The 18,441-nt window shown below is 66.0% G+C and carries 21 protein-coding genes; 10 read left to right on the top strand and 11 right to left on the bottom strand.

Translation table 11 applies throughout. The features are described 5' to 3' along the window. Window positions 1-8 precede the first annotated feature (8 nt). Together E8F11_RS27880 and E8F11_RS27875 are read left to right on the top strand one after the other, a co-directional pair. Window positions 9-290: a DUF2782 domain-containing protein gene (locus E8F11_RS27880; RefSeq protein WP_280292149.1), complete on the top strand. Its 282-nt coding sequence runs from the start codon at window positions 9-11 to the stop codon at window positions 288-290. A 33-nt stretch (window positions 291-323) separates the two neighbouring features. Further along, window positions 324-1,274, top strand: coding sequence for a homoserine kinase (locus E8F11_RS27875; RefSeq protein WP_280292148.1), 951 nt, complete (start codon window positions 324-326; stop codon window positions 1,272-1,274). Between the two features lie 245 nt (window positions 1,275-1,519). Here E8F11_RS27875 and E8F11_RS27870 read toward each other — a convergent pair whose 3' ends face one another. The 3 genes from E8F11_RS27870 to E8F11_RS27860 form a co-directional block, all read right to left on the bottom strand. Further along, a complete protein-coding gene (locus E8F11_RS27870) occupies window positions 1,520-2,206 on the bottom strand; it encodes an NrdJb (RefSeq protein ID WP_280292147.1) in 687 nt (228 codons plus the stop codon). Between the two features lie 16 nt (window positions 2,207-2,222). Beyond that, window positions 2,223-4,370 (bottom strand): adenosylcobalamin-dependent ribonucleoside-diphosphate reductase, encoded by a 2,148-nt coding sequence (locus E8F11_RS27865; RefSeq protein ID WP_280292146.1) that lies wholly within the window; start codon window positions 4,368-4,370, stop codon window positions 2,223-2,225. A gap of 232 nt (window positions 4,371-4,602) precedes the next feature. After that, entirely contained in the window at window positions 4,603-5,520 is a 918-nt protein-coding gene (locus E8F11_RS27860; RefSeq protein ID WP_280292145.1) for a zinc ABC transporter substrate-binding protein, read from the bottom strand. 64 nt (window positions 5,521-5,584) lie between these two features. On the opposite strand from E8F11_RS27860, the gene E8F11_RS27855 reads away from it, so the two are divergent. The 7 genes from E8F11_RS27855 (at window position 5,585) to E8F11_RS27825 (ending at window position 10,903) form a co-directional block, all read left to right on the top strand. Beyond that, window positions 5,585-6,085 carry a Fur family transcriptional regulator gene (locus tag E8F11_RS27855; protein WP_280292144.1) on the top strand — a complete coding sequence of 167 codons (501 nt, stop codon included), beginning with the start codon at window positions 5,585-5,587 and terminating at the stop codon, window positions 6,083-6,085. After that, window positions 6,082-6,885: a zinc ABC transporter ATP-binding protein ZnuC gene (gene znuC, locus E8F11_RS27850; RefSeq protein WP_280292143.1), complete on the top strand. Its 804-nt coding sequence runs from the start codon at window positions 6,082-6,084 to the stop codon at window positions 6,883-6,885. The genes E8F11_RS27855 and znuC overlap by 4 nt, the downstream gene beginning before the upstream one ends. Further along, window positions 6,878-7,663 carry a zinc ABC transporter permease subunit ZnuB gene (gene znuB, locus E8F11_RS27845; RefSeq protein ID WP_280292142.1) on the top strand — a complete coding sequence of 262 codons (786 nt, stop codon included), beginning with the start codon at window positions 6,878-6,880 and terminating at the stop codon, window positions 7,661-7,663. Before znuC ends, znuB begins: the two co-directional genes overlap by 8 nt. 142 nt (window positions 7,664-7,805) lie before the next feature. Further along, window positions 7,806-8,234 (top strand): hypothetical protein, encoded by a 429-nt coding sequence (locus tag E8F11_RS27840; RefSeq protein WP_280292141.1) that lies wholly within the window; start codon window positions 7,806-7,808, stop codon window positions 8,232-8,234. 164 nt (window positions 8,235-8,398) lie between these two features. After that, window positions 8,399-9,406, top strand: coding sequence for a methionine ABC transporter ATP-binding protein (locus tag E8F11_RS27835; protein WP_280292140.1), 1,008 nt, complete (start codon window positions 8,399-8,401; stop codon window positions 9,404-9,406). Next, window positions 9,406-10,071, top strand: coding sequence for a methionine ABC transporter permease (locus tag E8F11_RS27830; RefSeq protein ID WP_280292139.1), 666 nt, complete (start codon window positions 9,406-9,408; stop codon window positions 10,069-10,071). Before E8F11_RS27835 ends, E8F11_RS27830 begins: the two co-directional genes overlap by 1 nt. Before the next feature lie 55 nt (window positions 10,072-10,126). Continuing rightward, a complete protein-coding gene (locus E8F11_RS27825; protein WP_280292138.1) occupies window positions 10,127-10,903 on the top strand; it encodes a MetQ/NlpA family ABC transporter substrate-binding protein in 777 nt (258 codons plus the stop codon). Window positions 10,904-11,061: 158 nt separating this feature from the next. Here the strand turns inward: E8F11_RS27825 and E8F11_RS27820 are convergent, their stop codons facing one another. The 5 genes from E8F11_RS27820 to E8F11_RS27800 are packed head-to-tail and all read right to left on the bottom strand — an operon-like array spanning window position 11,062 to window position 15,031. After that, window positions 11,062-11,697, bottom strand: coding sequence for an SCO family protein (locus E8F11_RS27820; RefSeq protein WP_280292137.1), 636 nt, complete (start codon window positions 11,695-11,697; stop codon window positions 11,062-11,064). Beyond that, window positions 11,694-12,599: a heme o synthase gene (gene cyoE, locus E8F11_RS27815; RefSeq protein WP_280292136.1), complete on the bottom strand. Its 906-nt coding sequence runs from the start codon at window positions 12,597-12,599 to the stop codon at window positions 11,694-11,696. The genes E8F11_RS27820 and cyoE overlap by 4 nt, the downstream gene beginning before the upstream one ends. Before the next feature lie 24 nt (window positions 12,600-12,623). After that, window positions 12,624-13,709, bottom strand: coding sequence for a COX15/CtaA family protein (locus E8F11_RS27810; RefSeq protein ID WP_280292135.1), 1,086 nt, complete (start codon window positions 13,707-13,709; stop codon window positions 12,624-12,626). 37 nt (window positions 13,710-13,746) lie between these two features. Beyond that, the gene (locus E8F11_RS27805) at window positions 13,747-14,328 is read right to left on the bottom strand and encodes a hypothetical protein (protein WP_280292134.1); all 582 of its coding nucleotides are present in this window, start codon (window positions 14,326-14,328) and stop codon (window positions 13,747-13,749) included. Next, window positions 14,303-15,031: an SURF1 family protein gene (locus tag E8F11_RS27800; protein WP_280292133.1), complete on the bottom strand. Its 729-nt coding sequence runs from the start codon at window positions 15,029-15,031 to the stop codon at window positions 14,303-14,305. Before E8F11_RS27800 ends, E8F11_RS27805 begins: the two co-directional genes overlap by 26 nt. Before the next feature lie 69 nt (window positions 15,032-15,100). Here E8F11_RS27800 and E8F11_RS27795 point away from each other — a divergent pair, with 69 nt between their 5' ends. Continuing rightward, window positions 15,101-15,304, top strand: coding sequence for a twin transmembrane helix small protein (locus E8F11_RS27795; RefSeq protein WP_069081401.1), 204 nt, complete (start codon window positions 15,101-15,103; stop codon window positions 15,302-15,304). 81 nt (window positions 15,305-15,385) lie between these two features. Here E8F11_RS27795 and E8F11_RS27790 read toward each other — a convergent pair whose 3' ends face one another. Genes E8F11_RS27790 through ctaD form a run of 3 tightly spaced genes read right to left on the bottom strand, consistent with a single transcriptional unit; the run spans window position 15,386 to window position 18,441 of the window. Then, on the bottom strand, window positions 15,386-16,273 hold the full coding sequence (locus E8F11_RS27790) for a cytochrome c oxidase subunit 3 (RefSeq protein WP_280292132.1): 888 nt from the start codon (window positions 16,271-16,273) through the stop codon (window positions 15,386-15,388). A 25-nt stretch (window positions 16,274-16,298) separates the two neighbouring features. Continuing rightward, complete coding sequence (locus E8F11_RS27785) at window positions 16,299-16,850, bottom strand: cytochrome c oxidase assembly protein (RefSeq protein ID WP_280292131.1); 552 nt, start codon at window positions 16,848-16,850, stop codon at window positions 16,299-16,301. A 1-nt stretch (window position 16,851) separates the two neighbouring features. Next, a complete protein-coding gene (gene ctaD / locus E8F11_RS27780) occupies window positions 16,852-18,441 on the bottom strand; it encodes a cytochrome c oxidase subunit I (RefSeq protein WP_280292130.1) in 1,590 nt (529 codons plus the stop codon).

Genomic DNA, 18,441 nt, shown 5'->3' with positions numbered 1-18,441 from the left:
AGGTTACCATGCGCGCACTGAACCGCCTTTTGCTCGCCAGCCTGCTGGCAGTAGCCCCAGTCGCCACGTTCGCCGCCGACGAGCCGTCCGCGGAACCGGACGTCACCATCCGCCAGGAGGGCGACAAGACCATCCAGGAATACCGCGTCAACGGTTTCCTCTACGCCATCAAGGTCACCCCGAAGAACGGCAAGCCGTACTTCCTGGTCCGCGCCGATGGCGATAGCAATTACGTCCGCTCGGACAACCCCGACATGCTGATCCCGGCCTGGGAAATCTTCAGCTGGTAGCACACACGAAAAACCCCGTAACAAGGTAGCCCAATGTCCGTATTCACCCCACTCGAACGTCCGGAACTGGAAGCCTTCCTCGCCCCCTACGGGCTGGGCCGGCTGAAGGATTTCCAGGGCATTGCCGAAGGCTCCGAGAACAGCAACTTCTTCGTCAGCCTGGAACAGGGTGAATACGTACTGACCCTGGTGGAGCGCGGTCCCAGCCACGACCTGCCGTTCTTCATCGAACTGCTCGATGTGCTCCACGACGCCGGCCTGCCGGTGCCCTACGCCCTGCGCACGGAAGGCGGCGAGGCATTGCGCGAGCTGGCGGAGAAGCCGGCCCTGTTGCAGCCACGCCTGCCGGGCAAGCATGTGCGCGAACCCAATGCCCACCACTGTGCCGAGGTCGGCGCCCTGCTGGCGCGCCTGCACCTGGCCACCCGCGACCAGGTACTGGAGCGCAGGAGTGACCGCGGCCTGGACTGGATGCTCGACGAGGGCCCCTCCCTGGCCCTGCAGCTTGACCATGACGCGCTCCCGCTGCTGCGCGATGCACTGAAGGAGATCGGCGAGCTCAAGGCGCGCTTCCTCGCCCTGCCGCGCGCCAACCTGCACGCTGACCTGTTCAAGGACAACGTGCTGTTCGACGGCACCCACCTGGCTGGGGTCATCGACTTCTACAACGCCTGCTCCGGCCCAATGCTCTACGACCTGGCCATCTGCCTGAACGATTGGTGCTCGGACGAAGAGGGCCGCCTCGACGCCCACCTCGCCCGCGCGCTGCTCGGCGCCTATGCCGCGCTGCGCCCGTTCACCGCCGCCGAAGCCGAACTCTGGCCCACCGCCCTGCGCATCGCCTGCGTGCGCTTCTGGCTGTCACGACTGATCGCCGCCAATGCCTTCGCCGGGCAGGACGTGCTGATCCACGATCCGGGTGTGTTCCAGACCAGGCTGGCGCACAGGCAGAAGATCGAGGTGGCGTTGCCGTTCGCGCTCTGAGCCCAGGGCGGATCCGCTTTCTGTAGGGGCGAATTCATTCGCCAAGGGCAGCGCAGCTGCCCCTTGTACCTCCAGGGGCAGACCTTCGGCCTGCTTGGCGAATGAATTCGCCCCCACAATGATTGCGCTTTGCAACAGGTCCGAGCAGACATCCCTGTCGTTACTCCTCTGCCCAAGTTCAACCCCGGCCCGGCCATCCATGGCCGGTCGTTCGCCGGGGCAACGCATGCGTTGCCTTTTCCGGCTCACCCACACTTGGAATGCCCGCAGTTGAGACAGGTGGCGCAGCCGTCCATCTGCACCACCGCCTGGGTATTGCACTTGCCGCAGAGCTGGGCGCCGGGCGGGAAGCCTTCGCCGGGCTCAGCAGTTGAGGTGCCCAGGCTGGCTTCGTAGGCGGCGCGCTTCTCGGCCAGGTAGAGCTTGTGCTCCTCGTCCAGCTGCTGTCCTTCCATCAGGCCGATGGCTACCAGGTGGCGCTCCAGGACCGCACCGATCTCGGCCACCAGCGACGGCATGTAGACGCCGCCGCGCTTGAGGTAGCCGCCGCGCGGGTCGAACACGGCCTTCAGTTCCTCCACCAGGAAGGTGCAGTCACCGCCCTTGCGGAACACCGCCGACATGATGCGGGTGAGTGCCACTATCCACTGGAAGTGCTCCATGCCCTTGGAGTTGATGAAGATCTCGAAGGGCCGGCGCTGCTCGAAGGCGGTGCCGGCGTTGAGCACGATGTCGTTGATGGTCACGTAAAGCGCATGCTCGAACAGCGGCGACTTGATCTTGTAGGTGGCGCCAACCAGGGTTTCTGGACGTTGCAGGGTCTCGTCCATCGTCACCACGGAGGCCGCTTCCTCGGCGGCCTTGCGGGCTTTTTCCTGGTCCAGGTCCACCAGGCTGAAGCCCTTGATCTTCTTCTCGATCTTCAGGGTCATGACGGCCTCCGCTCGTTCAGTACTTGCCGTAGTAGCCTTCTTTCAGGGCCTCGAACAGGTTGGCGGCGGTGTGCACCTCGCCGTCGTATTCCACTTCCTCGTTACCGCGCAGTTCCACCTGGGTACCGTCCTCCAGCTCGAAGCGGTAGACGGTTTTCTCCAGGTCCGACTCCTTCACCAGCACGCCCTGAAAAGCCGCCGGGTTAAAGCGGAAGGTGGTGCAACCCTTGAGCCCCTGGCGCCAGGCGTGGAGGTAGATGTCCTTGAAGCCCTCGAAGGGGAATTCGGTGGGCACGTTGGCGGTCTTGGAAATGGAGGAATCGATCCACTTCTGCGCCGCAGCCTGCATGTCCACATGCTCGGCGGGGCTGATATCGTCGGCGCTGACGAAGTAGTCCGGCAGGCGCTGCGCCGGGTGCTCGGCATCCGCCCGCGCCCGGCTGTTGACCAGCGCGCGATAGGCCAGCAGCTCGTAGCTGCACACCTCGATCTTCTCCTTGGTCTTGCGCCCGGGGCGGATCAGGTTGCGCGAGTACTGATGGGCGTAGCTCGGCTCGATGCCGTTGGAGGCGTTGTTGGCCAGGCTCAGGCTGATGGTCCCGGTGGGGGCGATGGAGCTGTGGTGGGTGAAGCGCGCGCCCACCTCGGCCAGCTCGGCCACCAGCTCCGGCGCGTATTCGGCGATGCGCTGCATGTAGCGGGAGTAGCGGGCGTGGAGGATGCGCCCGGGCACCCGGTCGCCGACCTTGTAACCGTCATCCTGCATCTCCGGGCGCTTGCGCAGCATGGCCGCGGTCACCTCGTAGTCCCGGGTCAGCACCGGCGCCGGGCCTTTCTCCCGAGCCAGCTCCAGGGCCATCTGCCAGCCGGCCAGGGCCATTTCCCGCGCCACCTCCTCGGTGAACACGCAGGCCTCGGTGCTGCCGTAACGCAGTCGCAGCAGCGCCAGGGCCGATCCCAGGCCAAGAAAGCCCATGCCATGGCGGCGCTTGCCGAGGATCTCCTCGCGCTGCCGCTCCAGTGGCAGGCCGTTGATCTCCACCACGTTGTCGAGCATGCGGGTGAACACCCGCACCACGGAGCGGAAGCGCTCCCAGTCGAAATGGGCGTCTTCGCCGAAGGGCTCCTCGACGAAGGCGGTCAGGTTGATCGAGCCGAGCAGGCAGGAGCCATAGGGTGGAAGCGGTTGTTCGCCACAGGGATTGGTCGCCCGGATCGCCTCGCACCACCAGTTGTTGTTCAGCTCGTTGACCCGGTCGATGAGGATGAAGCCGGGCTCCGCGAAGTCGTAGGTGGAGACCATGATCATGTCCCACAGGTGCCGGGCCTGGACGCGGCCGTAGACCTTGCAGGCCACCAGGCCGTCCTCGCGCGTTATGTAGCCGTCGTGCACCGGCCAGTCGCGCCAGATCACCTGGGTCGGGTCATGGAAATCCAGCTCGTCCCGCTCCTTGGGATGCACCGGGTAGAGCAGCGGCCATTCGGTATCGTTCTCCACCGCGTGCATGAAGGCGTCGCTGACCAGCAGGCTGAGGTTGAACTGGCGCAGGCGACCGTCCTCGCGCTTGGCGCGGATGAACTCGCGCACATCCGGGTGGCAAACGTCGAAGGTGCCCATCTGGGCGCCGCGGCGGCCGCCGGCGGAGCTCACGGTGAAGCACATCTTGTCGTAGATATCCATGAACGACAGCGGCCCGCTGGTCTGCGCACCGGCGCCGGAAACGTAGGCACCGTGCGGGCGCAGGGTGCTGAATTCGTAACCGATACCGCAACCGGCCTTGAGGGTGAGCCCCGCTTCGTGGACCTTGCCGAGGATGTCGTCCATGGAGTCGAGGATGGTGCCGGAGACGGTGCAGTTGATGGTCGAGGTGGCCGGCTTGAAGTCCTGGGCGCCGGCGTTGGAGATGATCCGCCCGGCCGGCACCGCGCCGTTGCGCAGGGCCCAGAGGAAGCGCTCGTACCAGTGCTCGCGGGCCTCGGCGTCGGCCTCCACGCCAGACAGCGCGCGGGCGACGCGCTGCCAGGTGGCGTCCGGGGTGACGTCGATCGGCGTGCCGTCCTTGTGCTTGAGGCGGTACTTGCTGTCCCAGATGTCCTCCGACGCCGCCTGCAAGGCGATGCCGTGGTTGCCCTGGACCTGCTTGGGTGCCCCCGTCCTGGCCATCCTCTGCCCTCCCTCGATGAAGAGTCCAGACTAGTCTGACCACGAATGCCGGCCGCTGATCCACATCAATGCGGCCCGCGGCCCCTCTCTCACCTTAGCAGGCGGGGTGCTGTCCCTCGCTGGCATGGCGCAGAACGGTAGGGTGCGCCATGCGCACCAGACGGAGTCTGGGCGTACTGCGCGGTAACCTTGACGCCGGCATTGGTGCGCACAGCGCACCCTACGACCTGCTTCAGAGCGCTTCCAGGCATCCCGCCAGGCCATCGCCCAGGTTCTGCAGCAAATGCTCGTAGCCATCGGCCGCAACCGGTGCGTTCGTCCCCAGCGCATCCAGCTCGGCCATGCGCACCGAAAGGCCGGCGGTCAGCGTTTCGGCGAGGCGCGGGCGTACCGGCGGCTCACTGAATACGCAGCTGGGGCCCGCTTTCTGCAACCGGTCGCGCATGGCGGCGACGTGGCGGGCGCCGGGCTGCACTTCGCTGGCCACGCTGAACACGCCGGAATGGCTCAGGCCGTACGCGGCCTCGAAGTAGTCGAAGGCTTCGTGGAAGACGAAGAAGGGCTTTCCGGCGACGCCCGCCATGCGCGCCTTGAGCTTCGCGTCGAGCTGGTCGAGGCGGCCCTCGAAGGCCTTCAGGTTGGCCTGGTAGCGAACGGCGTTGGCCGGGTCGGCAGCGGCCAGGTCGACGGCCATGTGCGCGGCGATCACCCGTGCGTTGGCCGGCAGCAGCCAGAGGTGGGCGTCCAGGGAGCCGGGGCGATGGTCATGGTCGTGCTCGTGTTCATCGTGGCCTTCTTCTTCATGCTCGTCGTGAACGGCTTCGAAGTGACGCAGTTGCAGTCCGGGCAGCGTCTGCACGGCCACGTTGGGCTTGTCGCGCCCCTGCAGCACGCGCGGCAGGAAGCCCTCCAGGTCGGGGCCAATCCAGTAGAAGAGCTCCGCCTCGCGCACCCGGCGCACATCGGAGGGACGCAGCGCGTATTGGTGTGGCGAAGCGCCGGGAGGTAGCAGCACGTCGGGCTGGCCAGCGCCATCCTGCACGGCGGCGGCGATCAGTTGCAGCGGCTTGATGCTGGTCAGCAGGCGCACGTCGGCCTGGGCCGACAGGGCACAGGCGCTGAGGATCAGGGAGACGAATAGACGGAGCACGGCACAGACTCGGCGGGAAAAGAGTTATAGAATAACGTCTCTTTCTCCAGACGTCGCCGCCGCCATGCTCAAGCCGATCAGCGCAAAAGCCCCTCTGGCCTGTCGCCCCCACGACCATTCCCATTGCGTGTCGAACGCCCTGTCCGAGGCCGATGCCATCTGCAGCCGCCAGGGACTGCGCCTGACTGTCCTGCGCAAGCGCGTGCTGGAACTGGTCTGGCAGAGCCACAAGCCGCTGGGCGCCTACGACATCCTCGGCGTGCTGACCGAGGAGGACGGCCGCCGCGCGGCGCCGCCCACGGTCTACCGTGCCCTCGACTTCCTCCTCGAGAACGGCCTGGTGCACCGCATCGCCTCGCTCAACGCCTTCGTCGGCTGCAACCATCCGGGCATCGCCCACCAGGGCCAGTTCCTCATCTGTCGCAACTGCCAGACCGCAATCGAGCTGGAACAGCCGAGCATCAGCCAGGCCATAGTCGAGAGCGCCAAGTCCGTGGGCTTTGTCGTCGAAGGGCAGACCGTGGAAATCGTCGGCCTCTGCGCCAGCTGCCAGGTGGCCGCATGAGCGATGACCTGATCCGCCTCGCAGGCGTCGGCGTCGATTTCGCCGGCCAACCGGTGCTGCAGGATGTGCGCCTGGCGGTGAAGGCCGGGGAGATCGTCACCCTGATCGGCCCCAACGGTGCCGGCAAGACCACCCTGGTACGCACCGTGCTCGGCCTGCTCAAACCCGACCAGGGCGAGGTCTGGCGCAAGCCGCGCCTGCATATCGGCTACATGCCGCAGAAGCTCCAGGTGGACGCCACCCTGCCGCTCACCGTGCTGCGCTTCCTGCGCCTGGTGCCGGGCGTGGACCGCAAGGCGGCGCTCTCGGCCCTGGACGAAGTGGGCGCCACCCAGGTGATCGACAGTCCGCTGCAGAACATCTCCGGCGGCGAACTGCAGCGCGTGCTGCTGGCCCGCGCCCTGCTGCGCGAGCCCGAGCTGCTGGTGCTGGACGAGCCGGTGCAGGGCGTCGACGTCGCCGGTCAGGCCGAGCTCTACCGCCTGATCACCCGCCTGCGCGATCGCCACGGCTGCGGCGTGCTGATGGTCTCCCACGACCTGCATCTGGTGATGAGCACCACCGACCAGGTGGTCTGCCTGAACCGCCACGTCTGCTGCTCCGGCCATCCGGAACAGGTCAGCGGCGACCCGGCCTTCGTCGAGCTGTTCGGCCAGGACGCGAAGAGCCTGGCCGTCTACCACCACCATCACGACCATGCCCACGACCTGCATGGCGAGGTGGTGAAGAACCCGCCCTTCCCCGGCGGCACTCGTTTCACTCCCGTCCACAAGCACGGCCCCGACTGCAACCATGGCTGATTTCCTGCTCAACGCCCTGCTCGCCGGCCTCGCCCTGGCCCTGGTGGCCGGCCCCCTCGGCTCCTTCGTGGTCTGGCGGCGCATGGCCTATTTCGGCGACACCCTGTCCCACGCCGCCCTGCTCGGCGTGGCCCTCGGCCTGATGCTGGACGTCAGCCCGACGCTGGCCGTGACGGTCGGCTGCGTGCTGCTCGCCGTGCTGCTGGTGACCCTGCAGCAGCGCCAGCCGCTGGCCTCGGACACCCTGCTGGGGATACTCGCCCACAGCACCCTGTCCCTCGGACTGGTGGTGCTGAGCTTCATGAGCGAAGTGCGCATCGACCTGATGGGCTACCTCTTCGGCGACCTGCTGGCGGTGAGCCGCACGGACCTCGCCTGGATACTCGGCGGCAGCGCCCTGGTGATGCTGGTGCTGATCCGGATGTGGCGGCCGCTGCTGGCGATCACCGTGCACGAAGAGCTGGCCCGCGTGGAAGGCCTGCCGGTGGCGGCCATCCGCCTCGGCCTGATGCTGCTGATCGCCATCGTCATCGCCGTGGCCATGAAGATAGTCGGGGTGCTGCTGATCACCTCCCTGCTGATCATCCCGGCGGCGGCGGCCCAGCGTCACGCCCGCAGCCCGGAGCAGATGGCGCTGGGCGCCAGCCTGCTGGGCCTGGTGGCGGTCTGCGCCGGCCTGGCGCTGTCCTGGTTCAAGGACACCCCGGCCGGCCCCTCCATCGTGGTCTCCGCCGCCAGCCTGTTCCTCTGCAGCTTTGCCCTGCCGCGCCGCGCCTGAGCGTTCGCGGCCAGGACGGGGGTATTTGTTCGAATGAACGTTCGAAAACGCCTCCAGAAAGGCCAATTCGGTGGCCGAATCGACCTTATCGGCGCCGCCGTGTAGAATCGCGCGTTTTTTGCGCAATCAGAGACCTGTCGAAATGAAGCCGTTCGCCACTCGTTGCCTTTCCGTTGCCGCGCTTTCCCTGCTGCTTGCCGCCTGCCAGACCGCGCGGCAAGACGCCCAAGCGCCAGCGGACGACCTGCGCAGCAGCTTCCAGCAGCTGGACCAGGCCCTTGCCGGCGGCCAGCTGGCCGACGCCGAAATTCAGCTCAGGGCCCTGGAAGGCCAGTCCGCCGCGGACGCCCGCATCGGCCAGTACCAGCGCCAGCTCGCCGACGCCTGGCTGAAGCGCAGCCAGGTCGCCCTGCAGCAAGGTGACCTGAATGGCGCCGCCACCGCCCTCAGCCATGCCCGCAGCCTTACGCCCAAGGCACCGGCCCTGACCGAGGGCCTGAACGGCGCCATCGACAAGGCACGCCAGGCCGCCAGCGAAACAGCTCCCGTGGAGCTGGTTCCACAGTCCTGAGGCCGGTTCCCTGCGGGCAGCTAAACTGCTCAGAGTCCGTCTGTCGCTTATTCCCTGAGGCTATAGCCATAGGTCCAGAAAGATTTTCTGCGCCTATACGCGAGCAGGTAAACTTGCCGGTTTTTAGCCGATCCGGCTAACGACGAGCCCACAAGGTTTCCGCAGTGATCGAATTCCACCACGTCCACAAGGCGTACCGCGTCGAAGGCCGCGAAATCCCGGCCCTGCAGCCGACCGAACTTGCCATCCAGAGCGGCGAAGTCTTCGGCCTGATCGGCCATTCGGGCGCCGGCAAGAGCACCCTGCTGCGCCTGATCAACCGCCTCGAGGAACCCTCCGGCGGACGCATCGTCATCGAAGGTGAGGATGTGACCGCCCTCGACAGTGAAGGCCTGCGCCGTTTCCGCCAGCGCGTCGGGATGATCTTCCAGCACTTCAACCTGCTGTCGTCCAAGACCGTCGCCGACAACGTCGCCCTGCCGCTGAAGCTGGCCGGCGAGCTGTCCCGCACCGAAGTCGACCGCCGCGTCGCCGAACTGCTGGCCCGCGTCGGCCTCAGCGACCATGCCAAGAAGTACCCGGCGCAGCTCTCCGGCGGCCAGAAGCAGCGCGTTGGCATCGCCCGCGCCCTGGCCACCCAGCCGAAGATCCTGCTCTGCGACGAGGCCACCAGCGCACTCGATCCGCAGACCACCGCGCAGGTTTTGCAGCTGCTGGCCGAGATCAACCGCGAGCTGAACCTCACCATCGTCCTCATCACCCACGAGATGGACGTGATCCGCCGCGTCTGCGACCGCGTCGCGGTGATGGATGGCGGGGTAATTGTCGAGCAGGGCCCGGTGGCCGATGTCTTCCTGCACCCGCAGCACCCCACCACCCAGCGTTTCGTGCTGGAGGACGAGCAGGTCGACGAAGGCGAACAGCGCGATGACTTCGCCCATGTCGCCGGCCGCATCCTGCGCCTGACCTTCCGTGGCGAAGCCACCTACGCCCCGCTGCTGGGCACCGTGGCGCGCCAGACCGGGGTGGACTACAGCATCCTCGCCGGGCGTATCGACCGCATCAAGGACACGCCCTACGGCCAACTGACCCTGGCCCTGACCGGCGGCGATATCGACGCCGCACTGAACTGCTTCCGCGAGGCGGACGTGCACCTGGAGATCCTGCGCTGATGGACGCCCTGCTCGCCAATATCGACTGGTACGAAATCTGGCTCGCCACCCTCGACACCCTGCTGATGCTGGGCGGCTCGCTGCTGTTCACCGTGCTCCTCGGCCTGCCAATGGGCGTGCTGCTGTTCCTCACCGGTCCGCGCCAGCTGTTCGAGCAGAAGGCCGTCTACGGGCTGCTGTCGCTGCTGGTGAACGTGCTGCGCTCGCTGCCCTTCATCATCCTGCTGATCGTGATGATTCCCTTTACCGTGTTCATCACCGGCACGTCTCTTGGGGTTGCCGGCGCGATCCCGCCGCTGGTGGTGGGCGCCACGCCCTTCTTCGCGCGGCTGGTGGAAACCGCACTGCGCGAAGTGGACCGCGGCATCCTCGAAGCCACCCAGGCCATGGGCGCCACCACCCGGCAGATCATCGTCAACGCCCTGCTGCCGGAAGCACGACCGGGCATCTATGCCGCCATCACCGTCACCGCCATCACCCTGGTGTCCTACACCGCCATGGCCGGCGTGGTGGGCGCGGGCGGACTCGGCGACCTGGCCATCCGCTTCGGCTACCAGCGCTTCCAGACCGACGTGATGGTGGTCACAGTGATCCTGCTGCTGGTGCTCGTACAGATTCTGCAAACCATCGGCGACAAGCTGGTGGTGCACTTTTCCCGTAAATGACCTGGAGCCTGCGCCCATCCGCGCCGGCCCGATGACTTCCCACAAGGAGCCGCTCATGAAGAAACTGCTGGTGGCCTTCGCCGCCCTGACCGCCCTCTCCGCCCAGGCCGACACCCTGAAAGTGGCCGCCACCCCGGTGCCCCACGCCGAGATCCTCGAGTTCATCAAGCCGCAACTGGCGAAAGAAGGCGTGGACCTGCAGGTGAAAGTCTTCACCGACTATGTGCAGCCGAACATCCAGGTCGCAGAAGGCCGCCTCGACGCCAACTTCTTCCAGCACCAGCCCTACCTCGACGAGTTCAACAAGGCCCGTCAGACCAAGGTGAAGCTGGTAACCGTGGCTGGTGTGCACATCGAGCCCTTCGGCGCCTATTCCAGCAAGGTGAAATCCCTGGCCGAACTGCCCGAAGGCGCCCAGGTGGTCATCCCCAACGACGCCACCAACGGCGGCCGCGCCCTGCTGCTGCTGGACAAGGCCGGTGTGATCAAGCTGAAGGACAACACCAGCATCACCGCCACCCCGAAGGACATCGCCGAGAACCCGAAGGGCATCAAGGTGCGTGAACTGGAAGCCGCCACCCTGCCCCGCGTGCTGAACCAGGTGGACCTGGCGCTGATCAACACCAACTACGCCCTGGAAGCCAAGCTGAACCCCACCAAGGACGCCCTGGCCATCGAAGGCAGCGACTCGCCCTACGTGAACATCCTGGTGGCCCGCGAGGACAACAAGTCCAGCGCCGACATGCAGAAACTGGCCGCCGCCCTGCACAGCCCCGAGGTGAGGAAGTTCATCGAGGAGAAGTACAAGGGCGCCGTGGTGCCGGCGTTCTGATCGCTCCGCTTGAATGAAAAAAGCCCGCTCATCGAGCGGGCTTTTTTATGGGTGCGGAATTCGTTTCTGTGGGAGCGAATTCATTCGCGAAAGTCCGTGCGCCGGATTCGTTGGGCTTCGCGTAGCTCAGCCCAACCTACGGGTACGCCCGCGCGGCATCAGCTCTTCGGCGCCACCAGCCCCGGCAGCTGCTCCTTGAGCTTCTGGTTGTTGAGCGGCGAGCGGATGAAGCCGCGCTGGGTGCCATCCGGGCCCAGGACCACCAGGTTGCCGCTGTGGTCCACGGTGTAGTTCTCCTTGCTGGTATCGGCCGGAATGAAGGGGATGCTCACCGCGTTGGCCAGCTTCTGCAGGGTCGGCTCATCGGCGGTGATGCCGACGAAAGTCGGGTCGAAGTAGCCGAGGTACTGCTTGATCTGCTGCGGCGTGTCGCGGTTCGGGTCGACGCTGACGAAGACGAAGCGCAGGTTGTCCTGCGCCTGCTGTGGCAGCAGGCCTTTCAGCTCGCGCATCTGCGCCAGGGTGGTGGGGCAGATGTCCGGGCAGAAGGTGTAGCCGAAGAACACCAGGCTCCACTTGTCCTTGAACTGGTCCACCGCGACCTTGGCGCCGTTCTGGTCGACCATTTCCAGCGCCGGCAGGGTGCGGCTCTGGGGCAGCAGGACGATGCCGGCGTCGAGCAGCTGAGTGGGGTCGGCGTGACGCTCGCCATTGAGAACCCGGTTCACGGTGAGGCCGAGCACCACGGCGACCAAGGCCACGAGGATGAAGACGGTTTTCTGGATTCTGGTCATAGGGTCAACAACAGGTAATGGTCCACCAGCAGGGCGATGAACAGCAGGAAGAGGTAGGCGATAGAGTACTTGAAGGTCCTGATCGCCGCGTGCGGTTTGCTGTCACGGTACAGCACCCAGGCCCACTGCAGGAAGCGCGCACCCAGGCCCAGGGCGCAGACCAGGTAGAGCAGGCCGCTCATGTGGATGGCATAGGGCAGCAGGCTGACGGCGAACATCACCAGGGTGTAGAGCAGGATGTGCACCTTGGTGTAGTGCTCGCCATGGGTCACCGGCAGCATGGGGATGTCGGCCTTGGCGTATTCCTCCTTGCGGTGGATGGCCAGTGCCCAGAAGTGCGGCGGGGTCCAGGCGAAGATGATCAGTACCAGCAGCAGCGGCTCGGCGCTGAGGTGGCCGGTGACCGCCACCCAGCCGAGCAGCGGCGGTGCGGCGCCGGCCAGGCCGCCGATGACGATGTTCTGCGGGGTGGCGCGCTTGAGGAAGCCGGTGTAGAGCACCGCGTAGCCCACCAGGGACGCCAGGGTCAGCCAGGCGGTGAGTTCATTGGTGTAGGCCAGCAACAGCGCCTGGCCGGCCACCGCCAGGACCAGGGCGAAAGCCAGGGCCATTGCGGGCGATACCCGGCCGTTCACCACAGGACGCTTCAGGGTGCGCGCCATGATCGAGTCGATGCGCCGGTCCACCACATGGTTGACCGCCGCCGCCGCGCCAGCGCAGAGGCCGATGCCGAGGTTGCCGAACAACAGCACCGTCCAGGGCACCCCGGCGCGGGTGGCGAGGAACATGCCCACCAGCGAGGTGATCAGCATCAGCACCACCACCTTGGGCTTGGTCAGCTCCAGGTAGTCGCGCCAGCTTGCGTGGGCCTGGCTGTGTCCTTGGCTGAGCAGAGTGGCCATGGCGTGTACTCCTTGGTGATCCGGTTACTTGCCGTGTGGGGTCAGTGCCGTAGGAGCGAGCTCTGCTCGCGAACCTTCGGCGTGCCCCCTTTCGCGAGCAGAGCTCGCTCCTACATGAAGGGCCGGGTTGCGCACCCGGTAATTGACCGAAACCAGCACCAGCAGCAGCAGGGCGCCGCCGCCGTTATGGGCCACCGCCACCGGCAGCGGCAGGTGGAAGATCACGTTGCTGATGCCCAGCCCCACCTGCAGGCAAAGCGCCGCCAGCAGCAGCCCGGCCAGGCGCGACAGGCCAACGCTGTGCAGATTCCAGGCGAGCATCAGCAGCACCAGGGCCACGACCAGGGCACCCAGGCGGTGGGTCATGTGGATGGCCGTGCGGGCATCGCTGTCGAGCTGCCCGCCGAGGTAGTTCGGCCCGATGTGCTGGGTCAGGTGGAAGCCGTTGGCGAAGTCCATTGCCGGCCACCACTGGCCGTGGCAGGTGGGCAGGTCGACGCAGGCCACCGCGGCGTAGTTGGAGCTGACCCAGCCGCCCAAGGCGATCTGCACGATTACCAGCACCAGCCCCAGCGCCGCCCAGCGGCGCAGGCGCCCCGGCAGTTCCAGGGCAGGAAAGGCGTTGGACAGCCGCAGGCAGAGCAGGAGCAGCAGGGACAGGGTGGTGAAGCCGCCGAGCAGGTGGGCGGTGACCACCTGGGGCCAGAGCTGCAGGGTCACGGTCCACATGCCGAAAGCGGCCTGGGCGATGACCACGCCCAGCAGCAGCAGCGGCAGTTTCAGCGGCTGGCCGTCCTGGCCGCGCCGGCGCAGGGCATGCATGGCGAGCCCCAGGATGAGCAGGCCGAGGGTGCCGGCGAAATAGCGATGGACCATCTCGTTCCAGCCCTTCTCCGCCTCCACCGGCGCGTGGGGGAAGTTGGCCTCGGCGTGGGCCAGCTGGGTCTCGCTCTGGGGCACGCCGATGAAGCCGTAGCAGCCGGGCCAGTCCGGGCAACCGAGGCCGGCGTGGGTCAGACGGGTATAGGCGCCCAGCGCCACCACCACCAGGGCCAGCAGGGTGGCGAACAGGGCGAGGCGGTATCCGGGACGGTTCTTGTACTTATCCACAGCAGCCGCTCCTCACCTTTCCGGGGAAAGGGGTCGTTCAACCAATGTTGGAAAGCTTCAGCAGGTGGCGCAGGTCGTTGAGGATCTGCTTGCCCTTGGCAGTGGCGTCGTAGCGCAGCACCAGGTTGCCGTGGGGGTCGACTATCCACAACTGGGCTCCGCTCAGGTCCTCGGTGGCCTTGCCGTAGGCGGTGCCATCCAGGCCAAGGCGCTTGAGCTGCGGGTACTCCTGCTGGAGCTTCGCCGCGTAGTCCGCCGGCACCTCGGTCACGGCGAGAGCATGGTTGGCGCGAGAGGCGTCGCGGCCGAGGCCGATATGGATCTGCCGCGCCACGTAGACCAGTTGCTGGCAGTCTTCGGCACAGCCGGCCGGGGCTGTGACCAGCAGTTGCCAGGTTTCCCCTGGCACCACGTCCTGCACGCCGAGGTCGACGACGGTCTGGCCATTGCCGATGAGGGCGCCGTGGTAGCTGCGGCTCTCTGGCACCCAGAAGCTGAACTTGTACATGGCCGTGGCGAGCATCATCGGGCCGATCACCACCATCAGGATCAGCAGCAGCTGGATGCGCCCGCGGCGGCGCGGCGGTGCGGCCTCAGGCATGGCGAGTGCTGGGTTCATTGTCGTTCTCCCGTCCTTTGCGCAATCCGTAGTAGATGAACAGGCCAAGCAGGGCAGTCGCCAGGGCGAACCACTGCACGGCGTAGCCGATATGTTTTTCCGGGCCCATGGCGACGATCGGCCAGTCGGTCCGATAGCCCGCCGGGCCTTCCTCCAGGCGCAGCTCCAGGGGCAGGCCGTTGCGGCCCAGGTGTTGCCAGAGGGCAGCGGCGTCCACCTGGTTGACCAGCTGCGGCCAGCCGGATGCTTCCAGGTGCTTGAGTTCGAAGGCGGCGCCCGGCGGCACATAGGCCCAGGCCAGCAGATCCAGTTCGCCGTCCGCGGTACTGAAGGCTGGCGCGAGGCGACGGTCCGGCCAGGGCAGCCAGCCGCGGTTGACCAACAGCCACTGGCCGCTGGCGCTGTCCTGGAAGGGCTGCAGCAGTTCGACACCGGCCTTGCCATCGCGGATGCGGCTATCCAGTAGCAGGCTGTGCCCGGCATCGAAATGGCCGTGCAGGCGCACACGCAGGTAGCCGGGGTCGGGGCTGGCGGCGAGCTGCTCGACAGCGACGGGGGTGGCGATGCGCCGGGCGTCGGCGGCGGCCAGCAGCTGGCGCTTCTCTTCGGCACGGGAGAGCTGCCATACGCCCAGCCCCAGCAGTACAGGCAGCAGCGCCAGCACCACCAGGGTCGGGGCGAGGCCCGGCCGGAAGGCGCTCATGGCCGCCGTCCGTGCGGCTGAACAGGGCTGGCTATACTGCACAACATCCCCCTTCCCCCGGAGTCACGCATGCTCAAGGCTGCGATCGTCCTCATGTTGCTTGCCACGGTGGTCAGCCTGTTCAGCGGCCTTTTCTTCCTGGTCAAGGACGAAGGACGCAGCTCCCGCGTGGTCAATGCGCTAACGGTTCGTGTGATCCTGGCCGCCCTGACCCTGGCGCTCATCGCCTGGGGTTTCTACAGCGGCCAATTCGTTTCCCATGTCACCTGGTAGTCGAAAGCTGCAAGCCTCAAGCTGCAAGTTCTCCCCTTCCTGCTGCTTGTAGCTTGCCGCTTGCCCTTTCTCGCGTACCTCTCAAAGAACATAGACGAAGGTGAAGAGGCCGATCCAGACCACGTCCACGAAGTGCCAGTACCAGGCCGCCGCCTCGAAACCGAAGTGGTGGTCGGCGTCGAAGTGGCCACGCAGGATGCGCACCAGCATCACCGTGAGGATCAGCGCCCCCATCGTCACGTGGGCACCGTGGAAACCGGTGAGCATGAAGAAAGTGGCGCCGTAGATGCCCGACCCCAGGGTCAGCCCAAGTTCCTTGTAGGCGTGGATGTATTCCTCCGCCTGGAAGCCCAGGAAGGTCGCCCCCAGCAGGATGGTCAGCGCCAGCCAGGCCTTGAGCGGGCCGCGCTTGTTCTTGCGCAGGGCGTGGTGGGCGAAGGTCACGGTGAAGCTGGAGGACACCAGCAGGATGGTGTTGATCAGCGGCAGGTGCCAGGGATCGATGATCGCCTTCGGCGGCGGGAACAACTTGGCGTCGGGGTTGTTCATCGCCGGCCAGGCGAACTCGAAGCCGGGCCAGAGCATGTTGGCCACGCCCTTGTCGCCTTCACCACCGAGCCAGGGCCCGGCGAAGAAGCGCACATAGAAGAGGGCGCCGAAGAAGGCCGCGAAGAACATCACTTCGGAGAAGATGAACCAGCTCATGCCCCAACGGAAGGAACGGTCCATCTGCCCGCTGTAGAGGCCCGAGCGGCTCTCGCGGATCACATTGCCGAACCAGCCGAACATCATGTAGGCGATCAGCAGGCCGCCGACGAAGAAGATGATCGGCCCGTTGGAATCAGGGCGACCGTACTTCATGTCGTTGAACCAGGTCCCCAGCCCGTACACCGTGGTCAGCAGGGCGATGGTGGCGATGATCGGCCACTTGCTCTGGGCCGGAACGTAATACTGCTCGTGACTTGCCATCGTTGTTGTTCTCCTTATCGGCCCGTCAGCCGTCGTTCCTGGCGACTGGTGGCTTGCGGGCGGTGATATCGAACAGCGTGTAAGCGAGTGTCAGGTGATGCACGTCTGCCGGCAGGTCGCGATCGACGATGAAGCGCACCGGCATCTCGATGCGCTCGCCGGGCTGCAGGACCTGCTGGGTGAAGCAGAAGCATTCGGTCTTGTGGAAGAAAGCCGCGGCCTTGGACGGCGCCACGCTGGGAATCGCCTGGGCGGTCATCGGCTTGTCGGTGGGGTTGAAGGCGACGAACAGCATCTCGTTGCTCGCCCCCGGGTGCACCACCAGGTCATCCGCCTTGGGGCGGAATTCCCAGCTCATCCCCGCCGCGTTGGTGGCGAGGAACTGCACCCGCACCTGACGCTGCTGGTCTTCGCTCTGGGCCCCTTCGTAGGCGGAGCCCGTGGTCTTGCCGTTGATGCCGAAGGCCTGGCACATCACGTCGTAGATCGGCACCAGGGCGAAGCCGAAGCCGAACATCGCCACCACCAGCAACAGCAGGCGCTGGATCAGGCGGCGAGTGCTCACTTCCCCGTCCATCTCACTTCACTTCCGGCGGTGTGGTGAAGGTGTGGTAAGGCGCCGGCGACGGCACTGTCCACTCCAGACCCTCGGCACCGTCCCAGGGCTTGGCCGGGGCTTTCTTGCCGCCGCGGATGCACTTGATGACGATGAACAGGAAGAGGAACTGGGTGGCGCCGAAGGTGAAGGCACCGATGGACGAGATCATGTTGAAGTCGGCGAACTGCAGGTTGTAGTCCGGAATCCGCCGCGGCATGCCCGCCAGCCCCACGAAGTGCATGGGGAAGAAGGCCATGTTCATGCCGATGAAGCTCATCCAGAAGTGCAGCTTGCCAAGGGTCTCGTCGTACATGTGGCCGGTCCACTTCGGCAGCCAGTAGTAGGCCGAGGCGAAGATGCCGAAGATGGCGCCGGGCACCAGCACGTAGTGGAAGTGCGCCACCACGAAGTAGGTGTCGTGGTACTGGAAGTCCGCCGGGGCGATCGCCAGCATCAGCCCGGAGAAGCCGCCGATGGTGAAGAGGATGACGAAGGCCACGGCGAACAGCATGGGCGTCTCGAAGGTCAGCGAACCCTCCCACATGGTGGTCACCCAGTTGAACACCTTCACCCCGGTAGGCACGGCGATCAGCATGGTGGCGAACATGAAGAACAGCTCGCCGGTCAGCGGGATGCCCACGGTGAACATGTGGTGCGCCCAGACGATGAAGGAGAGGAAGGCGATGGACGCGGTGGCGTAGACCATCGAGGTGTAGCCGAACAGCGGCTTGCGCGAGAAGGCCGGGATGATCGAGCTGACCGCACCGAAGGCGGGCAGGATCATGATGTACACCTCGGGATGGCCGAAGAACCAGAACACGTGCTGGAACAGCACCGGGTCACCGCCGCCGCCGGCGCTGAAGAAGCTGGTGCCGAAGTGGATGTCCATCAGCATCATGGTCACGCAGCCGGCCAGCACCGGCATCACCGCGATCAGCAGGAAGGCGGTGATCAGCCAGGTCCAGACGAACAGCGGCATCTTCATCAGGGTCATGCCCGGGGCGCGCAGGTTGAGGATGGTGGAGATCACGTTGATCGCCCCCATGATCGAGCTGATGCCCATCAGGTGGATGGCGAAGATGAAGTAGGTGACGCTCTCCGGCGCGTAGGTGGTTGATAGCGGCGCGTAGAAGGTCCAGCCGAAGTTCGGTCCGCCGCCGGCGCTGAACAGGGTGCTGACCAGCAGGCCGAAGGCCGCCGGCAACAGCCAGAAGCTGAAGTTGTTCATCCGTGGCAGCGCCATGTCCGGCGCGCCGACCATCAGCGGGATCATCCAGTTGGCCAGGCCGACGAATGCCGGCATCACCGCGCCGAAGACCATGATCAGGCCGTGCATGGTGGTCATCTGGTTGAAGAACTCGGGCTGGACGATCTGCAGGCCGGGCTGGAACAGCTCGGCGCGGATCACCATGGCCATGGACCCGCCCAGCAGGAACATGGCGAAGCTGAACCACAGGTACATGGTGCCGATGTCCTTGTGGTTGGTGGTCAGCACCCAGCGCATCAGGCCCTTGGCCGGACCGTGGTGGTGATCATGCCCGGCATGATCCTGGTCGATCACTGCACTCAT

The organism is Pseudomonas sp. BN417 (genome assembly GCF_029871205.1).
In the GTDB taxonomy this organism is placed as follows: domain Bacteria; phylum Pseudomonadota; class Gammaproteobacteria; order Pseudomonadales; family Pseudomonadaceae; genus Metapseudomonas.
Note: the sequence above shows the minus strand (reverse complement) of the source record. Positions and strands in the feature narration are given on the sequence as shown.

Excerpts from the sequence above, each read along its gene's own strand:
- E8F11_RS27880 (WP_280292149.1), top strand. The coding sequence starts at position 9 with ATGCGCGCACTGAACCGCCTTTTGCTCGCCAGCCTGCTGGCAGTAGCC.
- E8F11_RS27875 (WP_280292148.1), top strand. The coding sequence starts at position 324 with ATGTCCGTATTCACCCCACTCGAACGTCCGGAACTGGAAGCCTTCCTC.
- E8F11_RS27870 (WP_280292147.1), bottom strand. The coding sequence starts at position 2,206 with ATGACCCTGAAGATCGAGAAGAAGATCAAGGGCTTCAGCCTGGTGGAC.
- E8F11_RS27865 (WP_280292146.1), bottom strand. The coding sequence starts at position 4,370 with ATGGCCAGGACGGGGGCACCCAAGCAGGTCCAGGGCAACCACGGCATC.
- E8F11_RS27855 (WP_280292144.1), top strand. The coding sequence starts at position 5,585 with ATGCTCAAGCCGATCAGCGCAAAAGCCCCTCTGGCCTGTCGCCCCCAC.
- znuC (WP_280292143.1), top strand. The coding sequence starts at position 6,082 with ATGAGCGATGACCTGATCCGCCTCGCAGGCGTCGGCGTCGATTTCGCC.
- znuB (WP_280292142.1), top strand. The coding sequence starts at position 6,878 with ATGGCTGATTTCCTGCTCAACGCCCTGCTCGCCGGCCTCGCCCTGGCC.
- E8F11_RS27840 (WP_280292141.1), top strand. The coding sequence starts at position 7,806 with ATGAAGCCGTTCGCCACTCGTTGCCTTTCCGTTGCCGCGCTTTCCCTG.
- E8F11_RS27830 (WP_280292139.1), top strand. The coding sequence starts at position 9,406 with ATGGACGCCCTGCTCGCCAATATCGACTGGTACGAAATCTGGCTCGCC.
- E8F11_RS27825 (WP_280292138.1), top strand. The coding sequence starts at position 10,127 with ATGAAGAAACTGCTGGTGGCCTTCGCCGCCCTGACCGCCCTCTCCGCC.
- E8F11_RS27820 (WP_280292137.1), bottom strand. The coding sequence starts at position 11,697 with ATGACCAGAATCCAGAAAACCGTCTTCATCCTCGTGGCCTTGGTCGCC.
- cyoE (WP_280292136.1), bottom strand. The coding sequence starts at position 12,599 with ATGGCCACTCTGCTCAGCCAAGGACACAGCCAGGCCCACGCAAGCTGG.
- E8F11_RS27805 (WP_280292134.1), bottom strand. The coding sequence starts at position 14,328 with ATGAACCCAGCACTCGCCATGCCTGAGGCCGCACCGCCGCGCCGCCGC.
- E8F11_RS27800 (WP_280292133.1), bottom strand. The coding sequence starts at position 15,031 with ATGAGCGCCTTCCGGCCGGGCCTCGCCCCGACCCTGGTGGTGCTGGCG.
- E8F11_RS27795 (WP_069081401.1), top strand. The coding sequence starts at position 15,101 with ATGCTCAAGGCTGCGATCGTCCTCATGTTGCTTGCCACGGTGGTCAGC.
- E8F11_RS27790 (WP_280292132.1), bottom strand. The coding sequence starts at position 16,273 with ATGGCAAGTCACGAGCAGTATTACGTTCCGGCCCAGAGCAAGTGGCCG.
- E8F11_RS27785 (WP_280292131.1), bottom strand. The coding sequence starts at position 16,850 with ATGGACGGGGAAGTGAGCACTCGCCGCCTGATCCAGCGCCTGCTGTTG.
- ctaD (WP_280292130.1), bottom strand. The coding sequence starts at position 18,441 with ATGAGTGCAGTGATCGACCAGGATCATGCCGGGCATGATCACCACCAC.